This is a genomic window from Sphingomonas sp. LR60 (genome assembly GCF_036855935.1).
Taxonomy (GTDB): Bacteria; Pseudomonadota; Alphaproteobacteria; order Sphingomonadales; family Sphingomonadaceae; genus Sphingomonas.
Window position 1 is genome coordinate 282,185 of the sequence record NZ_JASPFK010000001.1, and the last position, 16,774, is coordinate 298,958.

Annotated in this window: 14 protein-coding genes and 1 pseudogene; 8 read left to right on the forward strand and 7 right to left on the reverse strand. The window is 68.3% G+C overall.

Translation table 11 applies throughout. The features are described from left to right. The first annotated feature begins 17 nt into the window (after positions 1-17). Positions 18-1,817, forward strand: coding sequence for an IlvD/Edd family dehydratase (locus tag QP166_RS01320; protein WP_333914278.1), 1,800 nt, complete (start codon positions 18-20; stop codon positions 1,815-1,817). Positions 1,818-2,134: 317 nt separating this feature from the next. Here the strand turns inward: QP166_RS01320 and QP166_RS01325 are convergent, their stop codons facing one another. Beyond that, the gene (locus tag QP166_RS01325; RefSeq protein WP_333914279.1) at positions 2,135-2,809 is read right to left on the reverse strand and encodes a FadR/GntR family transcriptional regulator; all 675 of its coding nucleotides are present in this window, start codon (positions 2,807-2,809) and stop codon (positions 2,135-2,137) included. Between the two features lie 93 nt (positions 2,810-2,902). After that, entirely contained in the window at positions 2,903-3,715 is an 813-nt protein-coding gene (locus QP166_RS01330; protein WP_333914280.1) for a DUF4336 domain-containing protein, read from the reverse strand. A gap of 108 nt (positions 3,716-3,823) precedes the next feature. Here QP166_RS01330 and QP166_RS01335 point away from each other — a divergent pair, with 108 nt between their 5' ends. From QP166_RS01335 to maiA, 5 genes and pseudogenes are all read left to right on the forward strand, one after another. Beyond that, complete coding sequence (locus QP166_RS01335; RefSeq protein ID WP_333914281.1) at positions 3,824-4,942, forward strand: 8-amino-7-oxononanoate synthase; 1,119 nt, start codon at positions 3,824-3,826, stop codon at positions 4,940-4,942. Beyond that, positions 4,939-5,562: a dethiobiotin synthase gene (gene bioD, locus QP166_RS01340; RefSeq protein WP_333914282.1), complete on the forward strand. Its 624-nt coding sequence runs from the start codon at positions 4,939-4,941 to the stop codon at positions 5,560-5,562. Before QP166_RS01335 ends, bioD begins: the two co-directional genes overlap by 4 nt. Further along, positions 5,559-6,793 (forward strand): annotated as a pseudogene (locus QP166_RS01345) (adenosylmethionine--8-amino-7-oxononanoate transaminase). The gene bioD and the pseudogene QP166_RS01345 overlap by 4 nt, the downstream one beginning before the upstream one ends. Positions 6,794-6,815: 22 nt before the next feature. Beyond that, positions 6,816-7,052, forward strand: a complete 237-nt coding sequence (locus tag QP166_RS01350) for a hypothetical protein (RefSeq protein WP_333914283.1) — start codon at positions 6,816-6,818, stop codon at positions 7,050-7,052. A 40-nt stretch (positions 7,053-7,092) separates the two neighbouring features. Then, positions 7,093-7,740 carry a maleylacetoacetate isomerase gene (gene maiA, locus QP166_RS01355; RefSeq protein ID WP_333914284.1) on the forward strand — a complete coding sequence of 216 codons (648 nt, stop codon included), beginning with the start codon at positions 7,093-7,095 and terminating at the stop codon, positions 7,738-7,740. Here maiA and QP166_RS01360 read toward each other — a convergent pair whose 3' ends face one another. The 5 genes from QP166_RS01360 to QP166_RS01380 all read right to left on the reverse strand — a co-directional run bounded on the left by QP166_RS01360 (position 7,741) and on the right by QP166_RS01380 (position 15,301). Then, positions 7,741-9,054 carry an MFS transporter gene (locus QP166_RS01360; protein WP_333914285.1) on the reverse strand — a complete coding sequence of 438 codons (1,314 nt, stop codon included), beginning with the start codon at positions 9,052-9,054 and terminating at the stop codon, positions 7,741-7,743. A gap of 75 nt (positions 9,055-9,129) precedes the next feature. Further along, entirely contained in the window at positions 9,130-10,971 is a 1,842-nt protein-coding gene (locus QP166_RS01365; RefSeq protein WP_333914286.1) for an alpha-amylase family glycosyl hydrolase, read from the reverse strand. 152 nt (positions 10,972-11,123) lie between these two features. After that, positions 11,124-13,601, reverse strand: a complete 2,478-nt coding sequence (locus tag QP166_RS01370; protein ID WP_333914287.1) for a TonB-dependent siderophore receptor — start codon at positions 13,599-13,601, stop codon at positions 11,124-11,126. Positions 13,602-13,720: 119 nt separating this feature from the next. After that, complete coding sequence (locus QP166_RS01375; protein ID WP_333914288.1) at positions 13,721-14,698, reverse strand: LacI family DNA-binding transcriptional regulator; 978 nt, start codon at positions 14,696-14,698, stop codon at positions 13,721-13,723. A 75-nt stretch (positions 14,699-14,773) separates the two neighbouring features. Next, a complete protein-coding gene (locus tag QP166_RS01380) occupies positions 14,774-15,301 on the reverse strand; it encodes a TetR/AcrR family transcriptional regulator (protein WP_333914289.1) in 528 nt (175 codons plus the stop codon). Positions 15,302-15,310: 9 nt separating this feature from the next. Here QP166_RS01380 and QP166_RS01385 point away from each other — a divergent pair, with 9 nt between their 5' ends. Next, complete coding sequence (locus QP166_RS01385) at positions 15,311-15,475, forward strand: hypothetical protein (protein WP_333914290.1); 165 nt, start codon at positions 15,311-15,313, stop codon at positions 15,473-15,475. Positions 15,476-15,554: 79 nt separating this feature from the next. After that, entirely contained in the window at positions 15,555-16,769 is a 1,215-nt protein-coding gene (locus QP166_RS01390; protein WP_443027235.1) for an efflux RND transporter periplasmic adaptor subunit, read from the forward strand. Positions 16,770-16,774 lie beyond the last annotated feature (5 nt).

Here is a 16,774-nt window from a genome sequence, read left to right on the forward strand (position 1 = left end):
CCCCGGAGTTTGCTGACATGACCGCCCCCCACGATCCGACGAAGCTGCGCAGCCGTGCGTGGTTCGACAATCCGGCGAACATCGACATGACGGCGCTGTATCTGGAGCGCTATCTGAACTTCGGGCTGACGCTGGAGGAATTGCAGTCGGGGCGCCCGATCATCGGGATCGCGCAGACCGGCTCCGACCTTTCCCCATGCAACCGCCACCATCTGGTGCTCGCGGAGCGGGTGCGTGAGGGCGTGCGCGAGATGGGCGGGATCGTGCTGGAATTCCCGGTGCATCCGATCCAGGAAACCGGCAAGCGCCCGACCGCCGGGCTCGACCGGAATCTCGCGTACCTCGGGCTGGTCGAGGTGCTGTACGGCTATCCGCTCGACGGCGTGGTGCTGACGATCGGCTGCGACAAGACGACCCCGGCGTGCCTGATGGCGGCGGCGACGGTCAACATTCCCGCGATCGCGCTGTCGGTCGGGCCGATGCTCAACGGCTGGCACAAGGGCGAGCGCACCGGCTCGGGGACGATCGTGTGGAAGGCGCGGCAGTTGCTGGCGGCGGGCGAGATCGACGATGCCGAGTTCATCCGGCTGGTGGCGTCGTCGGCGCCGTCGACGGGCTATTGCAACACGATGGGCACCGCGACGACGATGAACTCGCTGGCCGAGGCGCTCGGCATGTCGCTGCCCGGCTCGGCGGCGATCCCGGCGCCGTACCGCGACCGGCAGGAGGTCGCGTATCTCACCGGCAAGCGGATCGTCGAGATGGTCGCCGAGGATCTCAAGCCCTCGGACATCCTGACCAAGCAGGCGTTCCACAATGCGATCAAGGTCAATTCGGCGATCGGCGGGTCGACCAATGCGCCGATCCACCTTGCCGCGCTCGCGCGCCATGTCGGGGTCGATCTGCCGATCAAGGATTGGGAGACCGAGGGGCACAAGGTGCCGCTGCTGGTGAACCTGCAGCCGGCCGGCGAGTATCTCGGCGAGGATTATTACCGTGCGGGCGGCGTGCCGGCGGTGGTCAACCAGTTGATGGAACAGGGCCTGATCGCCGAGGACGCGCTGACCGTCAACGGCAAGACCATGGGCGACAATTGCCGCGGGCGCGAGATCGAGGACGAGAAGGTCATCCGTCCGTACGACGCGCCGCTCAAGGAAGAGGCCGGGTTCATCGTGCTGTCGGGCAATCTGTTCGACGCCGCGGTGATGAAGACCAGCGTCATTTCGCCGGAGTTCCGCGACCGTTACCTGTCGAACCCCAACGACCCCGAGGCGTTCGAGGGGCCGGCGGTGGTGTTCGACGGGCCGGAAGATTATCACGCGCGGATCGACGATCCGGCGACGGGGATCACGCCGGAGACGCTGCTGTTCATGCGCGGCGCGGGGCCGGTCGGCTATCCGGGCGCGGCCGAGGTCGTCAACATGCGGCCGCCGGCGTATCTGATCACCGAGGGCGTCCATGCGCTGCCGTGCATCGGCGACGGGCGGCAATCGGGGACCAGCGGGTCGCCGTCGATCCTGAACGCCTCGCCCGAGGCGGCAGCGATGGGTGGCCTCGCGCTGCTCAAGACCGGCGACCGGGTGCGGGTCGATCTGTCGAAGGGGACGGCCAACGTGCTGATCTCCGACGCGGAACTGGCCGAGCGGCGCGCGGCGCTGGAGGCGGCGGGGGGCTATGCCTATCCGGCCTCGCAGACGCCGTGGCAGGAGATCCAGCGCGCGGTGGTCGGGCAGATGAGCACCGGCGCGATCCTGGAGGGCGCGGAGAAGTATCAGCGCATCGCGCAGACCATGGGGTTGCCGCGCGATAATCACTGATCGTTGATCGTGTGTCCTGAGCCGTCGCCCCGGGCTTGATCCGGGGCTTCGCTTCTTCTGTGCGCGGTTGCGAAGAAAGCGGGACCCCGGATCAAGTCCGGGGCGACGGGAGGGGAGGTCTTCGCCCTTTCCCAGCCGTTCGTGCTGAGCCTGTCGAAGCGCGGGTTTCGCGGGCAAACTCCTTCCGTCATTGCGAGCGTAGCGAAGCAATCCAGGGCGTCCTGGTCCGGCCCTGGATTGCTTCGCTGCGCTCGCAATGACGGAGGCGCCTACGATCGACGCGCTCCAGCTTCCTGTGCGGAGCATCTCCCCGCCCATCAAGCCGCCAGCGCAACCTCGGTATCGCGCTGCGCCTGCCTGATCAGTCGCTCGGTCACGGCCCGCGCCCCCGCGCCGTCGCCATTGGCGATCGCCTCGAACAAGGCGCGGTGGAGCGGGATCGGGTCCTGATATTGCGCGGGCGTGCGATATTTGAAGAACGTCGTCCATCGCACCGCCGCCGCGATGCTGCTCGACAGGCTCACCAGCAATTCGTTGCGCGTCGCGTGCAGGATCGTCGCATGGAAGCGCTGGTCGGCGCTCTGCCCCTCCTGCGTGCGCAGCCCGTGTGCCGCCATGATCTCCAGCGCATGTCCCATCCGCGACAGCTCGGCGGCGCTGCGCTGGCGCGCGGCCAGTTCGGCGGCGGCGGGCTCGACGATCAGCCGCAACTGGAACAGGCTGCGCACGAAATCGAGCGACGGCGCGCCCTCGAACATCCATGCCAGCATGTCGGGATCGAGCAAATTCCAGTGCGCCCGATCGCGCACCCGCGTCCCCGCCTTCGGCCGGCTCTCGACCAGCCCCTTGGCGCTCAGCATCCTGAGCGATTCGCGGATCACGCTGCGCGATACGCCGAACTGCTCGGCCAGCTCCAGCTCGCCGGGCAGCGTGACGGTTGCGGGATGGCGTCCGGTGACGATCGCGGCGCCCAGATCATGCGCGATCGTCACGTGCGCCGGCCCGCGACGCTCGCCTCTCTCCACGCTGCCCCTAATTATCATGCCGCAGCTTAGGCTGTCGTGGCGCGCAGGAGCAAGGCGCGGTTAGTCGGCCCAGGCGAGTGCGCGACGCAATTGTCCGGCGGCGTCGTCGGTGAACGGTCGGCCATGCGCGAACACCACCCGCTCGGGCGCGAGCGCGACCAATGTCGCCACCGCAGCGCGCAGGTCGCGCCCGCCGAAGCGGAGTATCGGACGCAGGTAACGCGGCGTCGTCCCCCACGCCCCGCCGCTCAACCGCGCGATGAAGGCGGTTATCGGCGGCAGCCGTTCGGGCTCCATATGCTGGACGACATCGGTGAGCACCAACGTGCGCGACGCGCGGTGGTGGAACCAGACCTCGTTGAACCCCGCCGCACCCGCGATCAACCCTTGATCGACCGCCTCGGCCCATTCGGGCGGCGGCACCGCGTCCAGTTCGCGGTCGATCCGCAGCCCGCTGCGCTGGACCTGCCCGCGCTCGCCGAGCCCCGGCGCGGCCCATAGCAGCGCCTTGGGATAGGCGCGTTGCCACGCCGGCAACCGCGTCCAATGCGCGATGTTCGGCGCGATCAGATGCCGCACGATGCCCAGTTCGGCGAGCGCCGCCGCCAGCGCCGGCGTGAAGCGCGTCGGCGAATGCAGCATCAGCGAGCGATCGGGCAGCCGCATCACCGTCATGCGGATCGGCAGCGACAGACCGGACGCGATCATCGGCCCGCTGTCGACGATCCACACGTCCTTGCCGAACGGCTTGAGCACATCGAGCGGCGGGTAGCTGGCGGGCGCGTCGCTATTGCGTTCGCGCGCTGCCAGCCATGCGACCGCACCGGCGGCGACCGCCGCGCCGCCCAGCGCGATCTTGGTGTTGCGGTTCATCGGTCAGCTCCCTCTGCATCCGTCGATCGAGCGCTGCCAACGCCCGAGCCGCGCGATCGGTGGCACGGATACTGGCCAAGCGGCATTCGCGACGGCATAGCCGCGCCGATGCAGCTTGTCGCCCAACGCGCCCATCTCTCCGCGCTCGCCGACGCCGGACGCCTGCGCACGCTCGCCCCGCGCCGCGGCGTCGATCTGTCCTCGAACGATTATCTGGCGCTGTCGACCGCACCGCGGCTGGTGGCAGCGGCACAGACCGCCCTGGCACAGGGCGTCGCGCTCGGCTCGGGCGGGTCGCGGCTGTTGCGCGGCAACGACGCCGAGCATGAGGCGCTGGAAGACGAGGCGGCGGCGTTCTTCGGCGCGGAGACGGCGTTGTCGTTCGGCTCCGGCTATGCCGCGAATACCGCGCTGCTGTCGTCGGTGCCGCAACCCGGCGACCTGATCGTGCACGACGCGCTGGTCCACGCCAGTATGCACGACGGGATGCGGCTCGGTCGGGCGACGTGCGTCGCGGCGGCGCATGGCGATCCGCAGGCCGCCGACGACGCGATCGCGGCGTGGCGCAGGGGTGGCGGCACCGGCACGCCGTGGATCGCGGTGGAAAGCCTGTACAGCATGGACGGCGACCTGACCGACGTCGCCGCCTATCTGGGGGTCGCCGACCGTCACGACGCGCTGCTGGTCGTCGACGAGGCGCACGCGACCGGCGTGTGGGGCGAGTACGGACGCGGCGCGGCGGAGGCGTGGCACGGGCGCGATAACCTCGTGACGCTCAACACCTTCGGCAAGGCGCTGGGGTGCGAGGGCGCGGTGCTGTGCGGGCCGGCGATCGTCCGCGACTTTCTGGTCGCGCGCGCACGGCCGTTCATCTTCTCGACCGCGCCGTCGCCGCTCGCCGCCGCAGTGGCGCGTGAGAGCCTGCGCATCGTCCGTGACGAGCCGGAGCGGCGCGCGAAGCTTTACGCGTTGATCGACGCGGCGCGGCGGCATCTCGCCCCGCTCGGCGCGCGCGTCGAATCGCAGATCGTGCCGCTGGTGATCGGCGACGACCGGGAGACGATGCGCGTCGCCGCCGCCGTGCAGGCGGCGGGGTTCGACGTGCGCGGTATCCGGCCGCCGACCGTTCCGGCGGGCACCGCGCGGCTGCGGATCGCGCTGACGCTCCATGTCACCGAGGCGGAGATCGCCGCGCTGGCGAATGTGTTGAAGGAGGTACTGCCATGAGCGGGACGATCATCGTCACCGGCACCGACACCGATGTCGGCAAGACCGTGTTCGCCGCCGCGCTGACCGTCGCGCTCGGCGCCCGCTATTGGAAGCCGGTGCAGGCCGGCTTGGCGGACGGCAGCGATGCGGGCAGCGTCGTGCAGCTCGGCGTCGACGCGGCGAAGGTCGTGCCGGAGGCGTATCGCCTCGCCACGCCGTGTTCGCCGCACCGCGCCGCCGAGATCGATGGCGTGACGATCGATCCCGCGGGGCTCGCGTTGCCGACGGGTGACGGGCCGTTGGTGGTCGAGGGTGCGGGCGGGGTGCTGGTGCCGCTGACCCGGGGTTGGTCGTTCGCCGATCAGGCGGCGGCCTGGGGTCGGCCCGTGGTGCTGGTCGCGCGCACCGCGCTTGGGACGATCAACCACAGCCTGTTGTCGATCGAGGCGTTGCGCGCGCGCGGCGTGCCGCTGCTCGGCGTCGCGTTCATCGGGGATGCGGTCGAAGACAGCGAGGACGTGATCGCGGAGATCGGCAAGGTACGTCGGCTCGGGCGGCTGCCTCGGCTCGCCGACCTCAACGCCGCGACGCTCGCCGCCGCCTTTGCCGCGCATTTCGATATCGGGGATTTCCGGTGAGTTCGGTTTGGCATCCCTTCACCCAGCACGGGCTGCAGGAGCCGATCCCGTGCGTCGTGCGCGGCGAGGGCGCGGTGCTCCACACGGCCGACGGGCGGCGCGTCGTCGATGCGATTTCGTCGTGGTGGGTGACGACGCACGGCCATGCGCATCCGAAGATCGCCGCCGCGATCCGGGCGCAGGCCGAACGGCTCGACCAGATGATCTTTGCCGGCTGGACCCACGAGCCGGCCGAAGACGTCGCCGCCGGGCTGCGCGCGATCATGCCGCCGTCCCTGACGCGGGTGTTCTTCTCCGATTCGGGATCGACCAGCGTCGAGGTCGCGCTGAAGATGGCGCTGGGTTACTGGCTGGCGAAGGGCGAGCTGCGCCACCGCATCCTCGTCATGGAGCATGGCTATCACGGCGACACGATCGGCGCGATGTCGGTCGGCCAGCGCGGCGTGTTCAACCGTGCCTATGCACCGCTGCTGTTCGATGTCGAGACGATGCCCTATCCGGCGGCCGGGGCGGAGCAGGCGACGCTCGACGTGCTCGACCGCGCCTGTGCGGCCGGCGCGGCGGCCTTCATCGTCGAGCCGCTGGTGCTCGGCGCGGGCGGGATGCTGTTCTACGCGCCCGACACGCTGCGCCGGATGCGGGAGATTTGTGCGCACCACGGCGTGCTGTTCATCGCCGACGAGGTGATGACCGGCTGGGGGCGCACCGGCACGTTGCTGGCGTGCGAACAGGCGGGGATCGAGCCGGATATCCTGTGCCTGTCGAAGGGGCTGACCGGGGTGCGCTGCCGCTGGCGGTGACGATGGCGAGCGAGCCGATCTTCGAAGCGCATTGGTCGACCGATCGCGCGAAGATGTTCTTCCACTCGTCGAGCTACACCGCCAACCCGATCGCCTGCGCCGCCGCCGCCGCCAATCTTGCGATCTGGCGCGAGGAGCCGGTGCTGGAGCGCGTCGCGCGGCTGAACGACGCGCAGACGACGCGGCTTGGCGAGCTCGACGGCATCCGCAACCCGCGCGTGCTCGGCACGATCGCGGCGTTCGAGATCGGCGCGGGGGAAGGGTATCTCTCCGACCTCGCGCCCCGCCTGCTGGCGGCGTTCCGCGAGCGCGACGTGCTGCTGCGCCCGCTCGGCGACACGCTCTACGTCATGCCGCCCTATTGCATCGGCGACGACGATCTCGACCGCGTCTATTCCGCCATTTCGGAGGTGTCGGCACGCCACCGATAACGCCGACGTGCGTTATGGAAGGATGACCGTACGATCCCGAACAGCTGCCTTCGCGTCGTTCCTGTGGCGTCGCTGGCGTGGCTGGTGGTCGGATCACCGCGCGATCGCGCGGGAGCGGGCGGCTGCACTGGAGGCCAGGGCGCGCGAGGCGCTGTCGCTCGACGAGGCGCAGCGGCTTGCGATGGAGGCGGCGGCGTTGCGCGCGGCGGTCGATGGCGGGGGGCGGCGCAAGGGGATCATTCCGTTGCTGCGCAACTGATCCGGCGCGCCTAAGCTGGCCCGACATCAGGGGAGGCTTCATGACCGCGACGCCCGACGTGCCGGTGCTCCACGGCTATTTCCGCTCGACCGCCGCCTATCGCGTGCGGATCGCGCTCAACCTCAAGCAGCTGGCGTGGCGGGACGCCTTCCACCATCTGCGCCACGGCGAGCAGCGTGCGCCAGATTACCTGCGGCTCAACCCGCAAGGCCTGGTGCCGGCGCTGGAATGGAACGGCGCGGTGCTGACGCAGAGCCTCGCGATCTGCGACTATCTGGACGAGCGCATCCCTGCGCCGCCATTGCTCCCCGCCGATCCGGTCGCGCGTGCGCAGGTGCGCGCGTTCGCGCAGGTGATCGCATGCGACACGCATCCGGTGCAGAACCTGCGCGTCTTGCAACGGCTGCGCGCCGCTGGGCTCGACGAGGCCGCGGTCAATGCGTGGGCGCACGACACGATCGCCGACGGGCTCGCCGCCTGCGACGCGCTGATCGCAGGGCAGGCGGGGCCCTATTGCTTCGGCGCGCAGGTGTCGCTCGCCGACCTTTGCCTCGTTCCGCAACTGGTGAACGCGCGGCGGTTCGGGGTCGCGCTGGCGTGGCCGCGGCTGCTCGCGGTGGAGGCGGCGTGCCTCGCGCTGCCCGCGTTCGCCGATGCCGCCCCGGAGCGGCAGCCGGACGCGGAATAGCTACGCCACCACCCGCCCGCGCGCGCCGCGCCCGACCATCACCGTCGCGACCGCGCCGACCAGCATCAGCACCCCGCCCAGCACGATCACTACGCGGGCATCGCCGCCCAGCAGGTTGCGATAGAACAGCGGGATCGACAGGCTTTCGATCATCATCGGGATGACGATGAACATGTTGAAGATGCCCATATAGACGCCGTTGCGCGCCGGCGGGATCATGCCCGTAAGCATGATGTACGGATTGCCCATCATCCCCGCCCAGCCGATGCCGATGCCGATCATCGCGACGAACAACCAGCCCTCCGACGGCAACGCCGGGATCGCCAGCATCGCCGCGCCCGAGGCAGCGAGGCAGCAGGCATGGACCGCCTTCGCGCCATAGCGCTTCGCCAGCGGCATCAGCGCCAGCGCGGCGACGAACGCGACCGCATTGTAGAAGGCGCCCAATTGCCCGACCGTCAACACGGTGTCGCGGAACGCGGTGCTGCCGGTTTCGACGGTGCCGTGAAGCGAGCGTGCCAGCGCGAAGGTGATGAACTGCCAATAGGCGAACATCGCATACCATTGGCACAGCATCGCCAGCGCGAGCTGCCGCATCGGCTTCGGCATTTCGACCAAGGCGGATCTCAGATCGGCCAGCGTCGCACGCAGCGTCAGCGGCTCGGCCGCCAGCCGCGCCTGCTCCTCCGGCGGCAAGGGCAGTTCGGGGACGCGCCAGACCGACCAGAGGATCGTCGAAAGCGACAGCACCGCACCGATCAGGAACGCGATCCGCGTGATGTCGGGAATGCCATTGGCATCGACCGCATCCTTGTTGAAACCGATCCACACCAGCAACGACGGCGCGAGATACGACAGCGTCTGCGCCAGCCCGGTGAACGCCGATTGCGTCAGGAACCCGGTCGCGCGCTGCTCCTCCGCGAGCCGGTCGCCGACATAGGCGCGATACGGCTCCATCGTCACGTTGTTCGCGGCGTCGAGGATCCACAACAGGCTCGCCGCGATCCATAGAGCGCGGCTGTACGGCATCGCGAACAGGCACAGGCTGCACAGCACCGCGCCGATCAGGAAATACGGCGTGCGGCGCCCGAGCCGCGTGTTCGTCCGATCGCTCATCGCGCCGATCAGCGGCTGGACGAGCAGCCCGGTCATGGGGCCAGCGAGCCACAGCAGCGGCAGGCTGGCCTCGTCGGCACCGAGATAGCCGTAGATCGGCGCCATATTGGCCTGTTGCAGCCCGAACGAGAATTGCAGCCCGAGGAAGCCGAGGTTCATCTCGACGATCCGGGCCAGCGACAGGCGAGGCTTGGTCATCTCACGGCTCCTGCTTGGTAGGAGAGGACGGGTGCCGAACACACTCCGTTCGTCCTAAGCTTGTCGAAGGGCGGGTTACGGGGCGCGTGCTTCGACAAGCTCAGCACGAACGGCAAGAACGGGGCGGGCCTCCAGCGAACGATGCGCCCGCTCGCCTTCACCCTCCAGCCACACGACCCCCCATGCCGGCACGGCGTCGACAAGCGCGCCGGTCAGCCGGTCACGCCCGGTCTCCGCCACCGCGATCTCGCGCTCGCTGAAGTTGAGGAACACCCGGTCGCGCCCGCACGCAACTCCCAGCAACGCGGCGTCCGCGGTCGCGATCAGCGTCGGCGCCCCCGCACCTCCGCTCGCGATCCGCGCATCACGCAAGGCGGTAAGGTCGCCGCTGATCCGCAGCGCCGCCGGCGTCTCCAGCGCCCACCAGTCCATCGGCGGTCGGTGGATCCAGCGACCCTCATGCGCCAGCTCGGGATCGTCGGCATAAGCGTAATCGTTCAGCAGCCCGGCCTCGTCACCCATATAGGTCGTCGCGACCCCGCCGCTGGCGATCGACAGCGCGTTGAGCAGCGCGATCCGCCGCAACGCGGCCTCGCGCGCGTCATCGTCCTGCGCCGCCTCCAGCCCGGCGAGCGACGCGAGCGTGCCGTTGGTGCCGTGCAAGGCCGCGCCGTCCGACTGGAACGGCACCCCGCGCGCCCAACTGTCGCCCGCGCCGTGCAGGAAGGCGGCGGCGGCGCGCAGTCGCGCCTCGGGCGCCGGGTCGATCGCGCGCAGATCGCCGAGCACCGCGCCCCAGCCGATATCGTCGTGGCAGCGCGCATAGCTCAGCCAATTCGCGCCCGACGGCAGTCCGCCGCTCGCCGCGACGATCGCCGCGGGCAGTTGCGCGGATCGCTCCGCGAGCCCGACCCAGCCGGCGACCATCAGCGAATTGTTGTAGACCAGATGGCATTCGGGCTCGAACCCGTCGCCCTCGTCCATCCCGAAATAGGGCGGGACGAACGCGGTCGGCACGATCGCCTCCGCCTTGAGCAAGGTCGCGGGCGCGACGATGTCGAGCGCGGCGCGCAGCCCGCGTACGATGTAATGCGCCTGCGGAAGGTTGCGGCACGTCGTCCCCGACTGCTTCCACAGGAAGGCCGTGCTGTCGAGCCGGAACGCCTCGAAGCCGTGGTTGGCGAGGCGTAGCGCAGCGTCGAGCATCGCGACGAACACCTGCGGGTTGCGCCAGTTTAAATCCCATTGGAACGGATAGAAGGTCGTCCAGACGTTGCCGCCCATTTCGGGCACGTGCGTGAAATTGCCCGGCGCGGTGGTCGGGAAAACCTGCGGCAGTTCGGCATTGCGCGCCGCCGCCTCGGCATCGTCGACCACCATGTAGAAGTCGCGGTAGAAAGGATCGCCCGCGCGCGCCGCCTTCGCCCACTCATGGTCGTCGGCGGTGTGGTTGAGCGCGAGGTCGACGCACAGGCTGATCCGCGCCGCGCGCAGCCGCTCGGTAAGCCGCTCGACATCGGCCATCGTACCGAGCGACGGCTCGATGCTCCGATAATCGGCGACCGCGAACCCGCCGTCGCTGTCGCCCTCACGCGCCTTGAGCAGCGCGAGGACGTGGAGGTAGCGCACCCCCAGCGCCTCCAGATGGTCGACGTGCGCGGCAAGCCCGTTCACCGTCCCGCCGAAGCGATCGACATAGGTCGAATAGCCGACCATGTCGGCGCGCACGAACCAGTCGGGATCGGCGACCCGCGCGTCGTCGAGCGCCTGCAACGCTGGCGGGCGTTCCCCGGCACGCGCGTGGAGCAGCGCCTCGATCGTCGCCCACAGCGCGGCGCCATCGTGATCGGGATAGAGCCGCGCAAGCTGGCGACGCAGCCGCGGTGCGATCGCCTCCAGGCGCTGCTGCATGGTCATGATCCGCGATTCCCCATGTCGGTCATCATCTTACCCGATCGTCGTGTGACTGAACCACTCCGTCATTGCGAGCGTAGCGAAGCAATCCAGGGCGTCCTGGTCAGACACTGGATTGCCTCGCTCCGCTCGCAAGGACGAAAATACGTCCTGCCTCAGAAATCGAACCGCACCGATGCGGCGATCGTCCGGCCGTTGATCGACCGCGCCCGCACCAGCTGGTTCGACGGGATCGCGGCGTCCTCGGCCTCGGTGATGCCCTTTACGTTGAAGATGTTGTTGGCATTCAGGTTGAAGCTGACGTTATCCGCCGCGCGCACCAGCAGGAAGCCGTTGACCTGCGTGTAGGCGGGCATCTTCAACTGGTTGACCGGCTGCGTGTAGCTGGAGGTGGTGCCGATCACGTTCGCGCCGAAGCTGACGCGCCCGAAGTCGAGCTGCGGGGTCGCCTGATAGACGAACGCGGCCTGCCGCTGCGGCCGGTTGCCGTTCAGCGTCGCGTCGGTCGCGTCGCGCGTGATCTTGGCATCGGTATAGGTGCCCGCGGCGGTCAGCGAGAACGGCCCGTGGCGGAAGCGGCCTTCCAGCTCGACGCCGGTCGCCTCGTAATTGCGGCTGGTGAACTGCTGCTGCGACAGCAGATAGTTGGTTTCCTGCGTCTTCGCGTTGAACACCGTGGCATACAGGCCGATCGGCCCGGACGAGAATTTCAGCCCGCCCTCCGCCTGCTTCACGAAGTCGTAGGGCTTGGCACCCGGGACGAGGCCGCCGGTCTGCAGGTTGATCGTCGGGCCGAACAGCAGTCGGTCGGCATTGACGCGCCCGCCCCGGCTGTAGCGCGCGAACGCCGCCAGCGTGTCACTCAGCCGATAGTTCACGCCCGCCGAATAGGAGAGATAGCTATAGTCGTAGTCGATGCCGGTCCGGTTGTTGGGCAGGAACGCCACCGTCTGCTCGGCGGCGGAGATCACGCCATCGCCGTTCATGTCCTGCGCGCGCGTCGTGACCGCACCGGGCAGGTCGCCCGCGATGCTCCCCTTGGCCGAACCGAAGTCGTAGCGGACGCTGCCGTCGATGTTCAGCCGCCCGACCTCGAAGCCGAGCTGCGCGAACGGCGCATTGGTGGTGTAGCGCATGTCATAGCTGCGGCGGCAGCAATTGCCGAAGAACGACGCCGAATACAGCGTCCCTCCGGCGGTCTGCGACACGCCCGCGGCGTTGCGGATGTCGACCAGCACCGATCGGCCGTCACCCTGAACGGTCTGGAAGAACGAGGTCCACAGCCAGTCGGTCTTCACGTCCTGCCGCGAATTGTAGATGCCCGCCGCGATCGACACCGCGCCACCGCCCAGCTCGACCTTGCCGTTCAGGCGCAGATCGTTGGTGATGTTGTTCAGGCTCTTCAGGTCGACGTCGAACAGCACCACGCTGGCGAGTAGGCCGTTGCCGCCGACCGTTCCCGGGCTGGCGATCCGCTGCCCCGAAAGCGGGCCGCTGGCATAGTAAAGCTGAGCGCCCGCGCCGGCGAAGCCATTGGCCGTGGTCTGCGCATCGCCGACGGCGGCGGGGAAGGGCGAGACGAAGTCGCCGGAGATGTCCGAATAGCGGAACCGCTCGGTAAGGTTCCAACCGTCGGCGATCTCGAACTGGCCCTCGAACCCGACCGACTTGACGACCGGATGCATCCCGTCGCCGATGTTGCGACGCACCGGCTTGTTGTTGCCGTCAAGCGTCAGTAACGAACCGATGTAGCGGCTGTGCAGCGTGTCCTCGTTGATCGAGAAGCCGGGCACGTTGGTGTAGGTCGGGTCGTCGTTGCCACCGGTCACGCGCACCGGGTTGGGCAGATAGGCGATGCTGCGATCGTCGAGATACTTGCCGTAGACGCGGACATAGCCGCGGTCGAACTCGCGGGTGATGTTGGCCTTGATCTGCCCGCCGCGCATCGCGTCGTAGCCGACGTCGCGCGGACCGTCACCAAGCCGGTAGAAACCGCTCAATTCGTAGCGGGTCTTGGCATCGATGTGCCCGCCGTACGCGAAGTCGGCCCGATATTCGCGATAGTCGATGCCCGAGGAAAGCTGGAACGAGCCCCCTTCCTGCTCGCCGGTCTTCGAGATGAAGTTGATGATGCCGCCCGGCGAGTTGCTCGCGAAGGTCGACGCCGATCCGCCGCGTACCGACTCGATGCGGGCGAGCGACAAATCGTTGCGGATGAAGATGTCGGCATTGCCGAAGATGATGTCGCCGAATTCGAGCACCGGCAGGCCGTCTTCCTGCAATTGCAGGAACTTCGAGCCGCCCGACGCGACCGGCAGGCCGCGCACCGAGATATTGGCATTGCCCTCGCCGCCCGACGCTTCGACGCGAACGCCGGGCAGATTGCGGAGGATTTCCGCGGTGTTGCGCGGCGGGATCTTCGCGGTCAGGTCGGCATCGAGCGAGCTGACCGACACCGACGTATCCAGCCGGTTGCGTCCCTGTGCCACGCCGGTGACGACGATGTCTTCGGCCGCAGTGGCCTCGGGCGGATTGGCAGAAGTGCTGGTGTCGCTCTGCGGGACTTGCGCGTGCGCCGCACCGGCGATCAGCAACGCGGGGATCGAAGCGAGCAGGCGGAAGCGCAGTGTCATCACAGAAAAACCTCTCCTGAACGACCGCTCTTTGTGAACGGCCTGATGACAGCTACATATTCCTCCTGCAATCGATTGCAACGCCATTTTGCAAACGATTGCAGAGAGTGCGAAATTCGTTAGGCAGAGGTGCGGACGATCAGTTCCGGAGCGACGATCTCGCTGGATGCGGGCTCCCCGGCGATTCGCCGGAGCAGCGTTTCGACCATCAGCCGCGTCCCCGTCACCAGATCCTGACGGATCGTCGTCAGCGGGGGTGACGTATGCGCGGCGAGCGTGACGTCGTCATAGCCGATCACCGCGACGTCACCCGGCACGTCGAGCCCGGCCTCGGTCAGCGCGCGCAACGCGCTCATCGCAGCAACGTCCGAAGCGGCGAAGATCGCATCAGGCGCGTCACCTTTCGCCAGCCGCGTGCGCACGGCGGCATGGACCGCATCCGGGTCCATCTCGCACGAGAGCACCTCGACCGGCATCGTACCGGCGGCGTCCCGGAACCCCGACAGCCGATCCGCGAATTCGGGAGGCGCGGGATCGCCGAGGAACAACAGCCGGCTGCGCCCAAGCCCGAGCAGATGCGTCCCCGCGATCCGGCCACCCAGGATGTTGTCCGATCCGATCGTCAAATGCTTCTGGTCCGGCCGGTTGACCCCCCAGACGACCAGTGGCGCATAGCGTGCGGCGACACGCTCGATCGTGTCATATTGGTCCGATTGCCCGACCAGCAGCACACCATCGACGCGCCCGCTGTCGACCAGCCGGTCGAGCCACTCGTCGTTCTCGGGCAGCACGCGCGACAGCAAGATGTCATAGCCGCGATCCACCAGCAGATCGGCGAGGAAGCCCAGCAGACTCAGGAAGAACGGATCGGTCAAATGCTGGGTGCGCGCATGGCCCAGCGGCATGGCGAGCGCGATCGCGCCGGTGCTGCGCATCCGCAAGTTGCGCGCGAGCTGGTTGGGGCGCACGCCATGTTCGCGGGCCAGCGCGCGGATGCGCTCCTGCGTGGTCTTGCTGACCGAGGGGTGGCCGGACAGCGCGCGAGACACGGTCGCCGTCGAAACCCCTGCCATTACTGCAAGATCGGCCAGCTTCATCGCTGTCGGCACTGCATTACGTCCCCGCTCCGTTCCCGTTCTTCATAAGCGGTCGGCGCCGCGCCGCAATGCGGGTCATGGTCGCGGGTCGGCGACTGGACCCTGATCGCGCTCGATCGCGGCAATCTCGCCATCGATGAAGTCCATCAATAACTTAAGCACCTCCGGATCGGTGCACCGCGCGTTCATCAGCCGCCGCTGGCACATGCCGCCCGCCATGATGAGGATCGACTCGCCGAGCCGTGCGAGCCTCCCCTCGTCGTGCGCGGCGGGAACGATGATCTTCAACGCCCGCACGAGTTGCCCGCGCAGACGATCGTCCATCGCATCGAAGATCTCGGCGATCCGCTGGTTGCGGTTCGCCTCGGCCATGATTTCGGCAATCAGCCGCGTGTCGTTCAGGTCGTTGCACGCAATGAAGCGCGCGATCCAGTCGCGCACCATCGTGCGATCGGCCGTGCAACGCGCCGCACACAGTTCGTCACCAGCCAGAAACTCGTCGAGATCGTGTTCGACCAAGGCGGCGACGATCGCCTCCTTGTTGGCGAAGTCACGATAGATCTGACCGACCAATACACCCGATCGCTCGGAGAGTTTGGCCATGCTGGTGGCATGGAAACCGTGCTCCGCAAAAAGTTCCCGCGCGGCCTGAACAATTTTCGCTCGGCGCGCGTTTGCTTTTCCATTCCGGTCGAGGATCAGCGTGGTGTCAGGGTCGGGACACCCTTCTTTACAATGCTGCATCAATTTGTGCCGACCATCTTCTTCCCAGCTTGACGATGCCACCTGTTCGCAGTAGCAGCATTCGTGAGTGAGCGATCACTCACACACTTCATAAGAGATGTCCATGCCGAAAATGGGGCCGAAAACGGGGTTCGCGGTCGCCGCGATGATGCTGGTGCCGCTTGCGGCGTGCGGCGGCGGGAACGACGCCGAAAAACAGCAGCAACAACAGCAGGCTCAGGCCGGGCCGCCGCAAGTGAGCGTGCTGGCCGTGCAGCCGCAGTCGGTAACGCTGACCACGACCTTGCCGGGGCGGACGACCGCCTTCGAAACGTCGGAGGTGCGTCCGCAGGTCAACGGCCTCGTCACTGCGCGCCTTTTCACCGAGGGCGACCTCGTTCGCGCCGGGCAGCCGCTCTACCGCGTCGACTCGCAGCCGTACCAGGCGCAGGTCGCCAGCGCGCGTGCCGCCGTGGCGCGCGCCCGCGCGGCGATCGCGTCGAGCGCCGCGCTCCAGCGCCGCTACGGCGAGCTGGTCAAGATCAACGCGATCGCGCGGCAGGATTACGAGAACGCGGTCACGACCGCCGCGCAGGCGCAGGCGGACGTCGCCGCGCAGCAGGCGGCGCTGCGGTCGGCGCAGATCGATCTCGCCCGCACCACGATCCGTGCGCCGATCTCCGGCCGGATCGGCCGATCGGTGGCGACCACCGGCGCGCTGGTCAGCGCGGCGCAGACCACGCCGCTGACCACGATCCAGCGGCTCGACCCGATCTACGTCGACGTCTCGCAATCGAGCGCCGACCTGCTCAAGCTGCGTCAGCAGATTGCCGCCGGCGATCTGGCGCGCGGCGGCACCGCGGCGCGCGTCCGGCTGCGGCTGGAGGACGGCTCGGTCTATCCGATCGAGGGCAAGCTGCAGTTCGCCGACGTCAGCGTCGACCCGAACACCGGCACGCAGACGATCCGCGCATTGTTCCCGAACCCCAAGGGGCTGTTGCTGCCGGGCATGTATGTCCGCGCCGAACTGGTCGAGGGGACGAAGGACAATGCGATCCTGGTGCCGCAGCGCGCGGTCACGCGTGACGAGCGCGGCAATCCCACTGCTCTGGTCGTCGGTGCCGACGGCAAGCTCCAGCCGCGCCAGCTGACCGCACCGCGCACGATCGGCGAGGACTGGCTGGTCACCGCCGGGCTCAATCCGGGCGACAAGGTGGTCATGGAGGGCGCGATGATGCTGCGCCCCGGGATGCCCGTGAAGGCCGTCCCGTACAATCCGAATGCCAAGCCCGCCCAACCCGGTGCGCCGGGCGGTGCCGCGCAGGGCCAGCAGGCCCAGGGGAAGTAACGCCG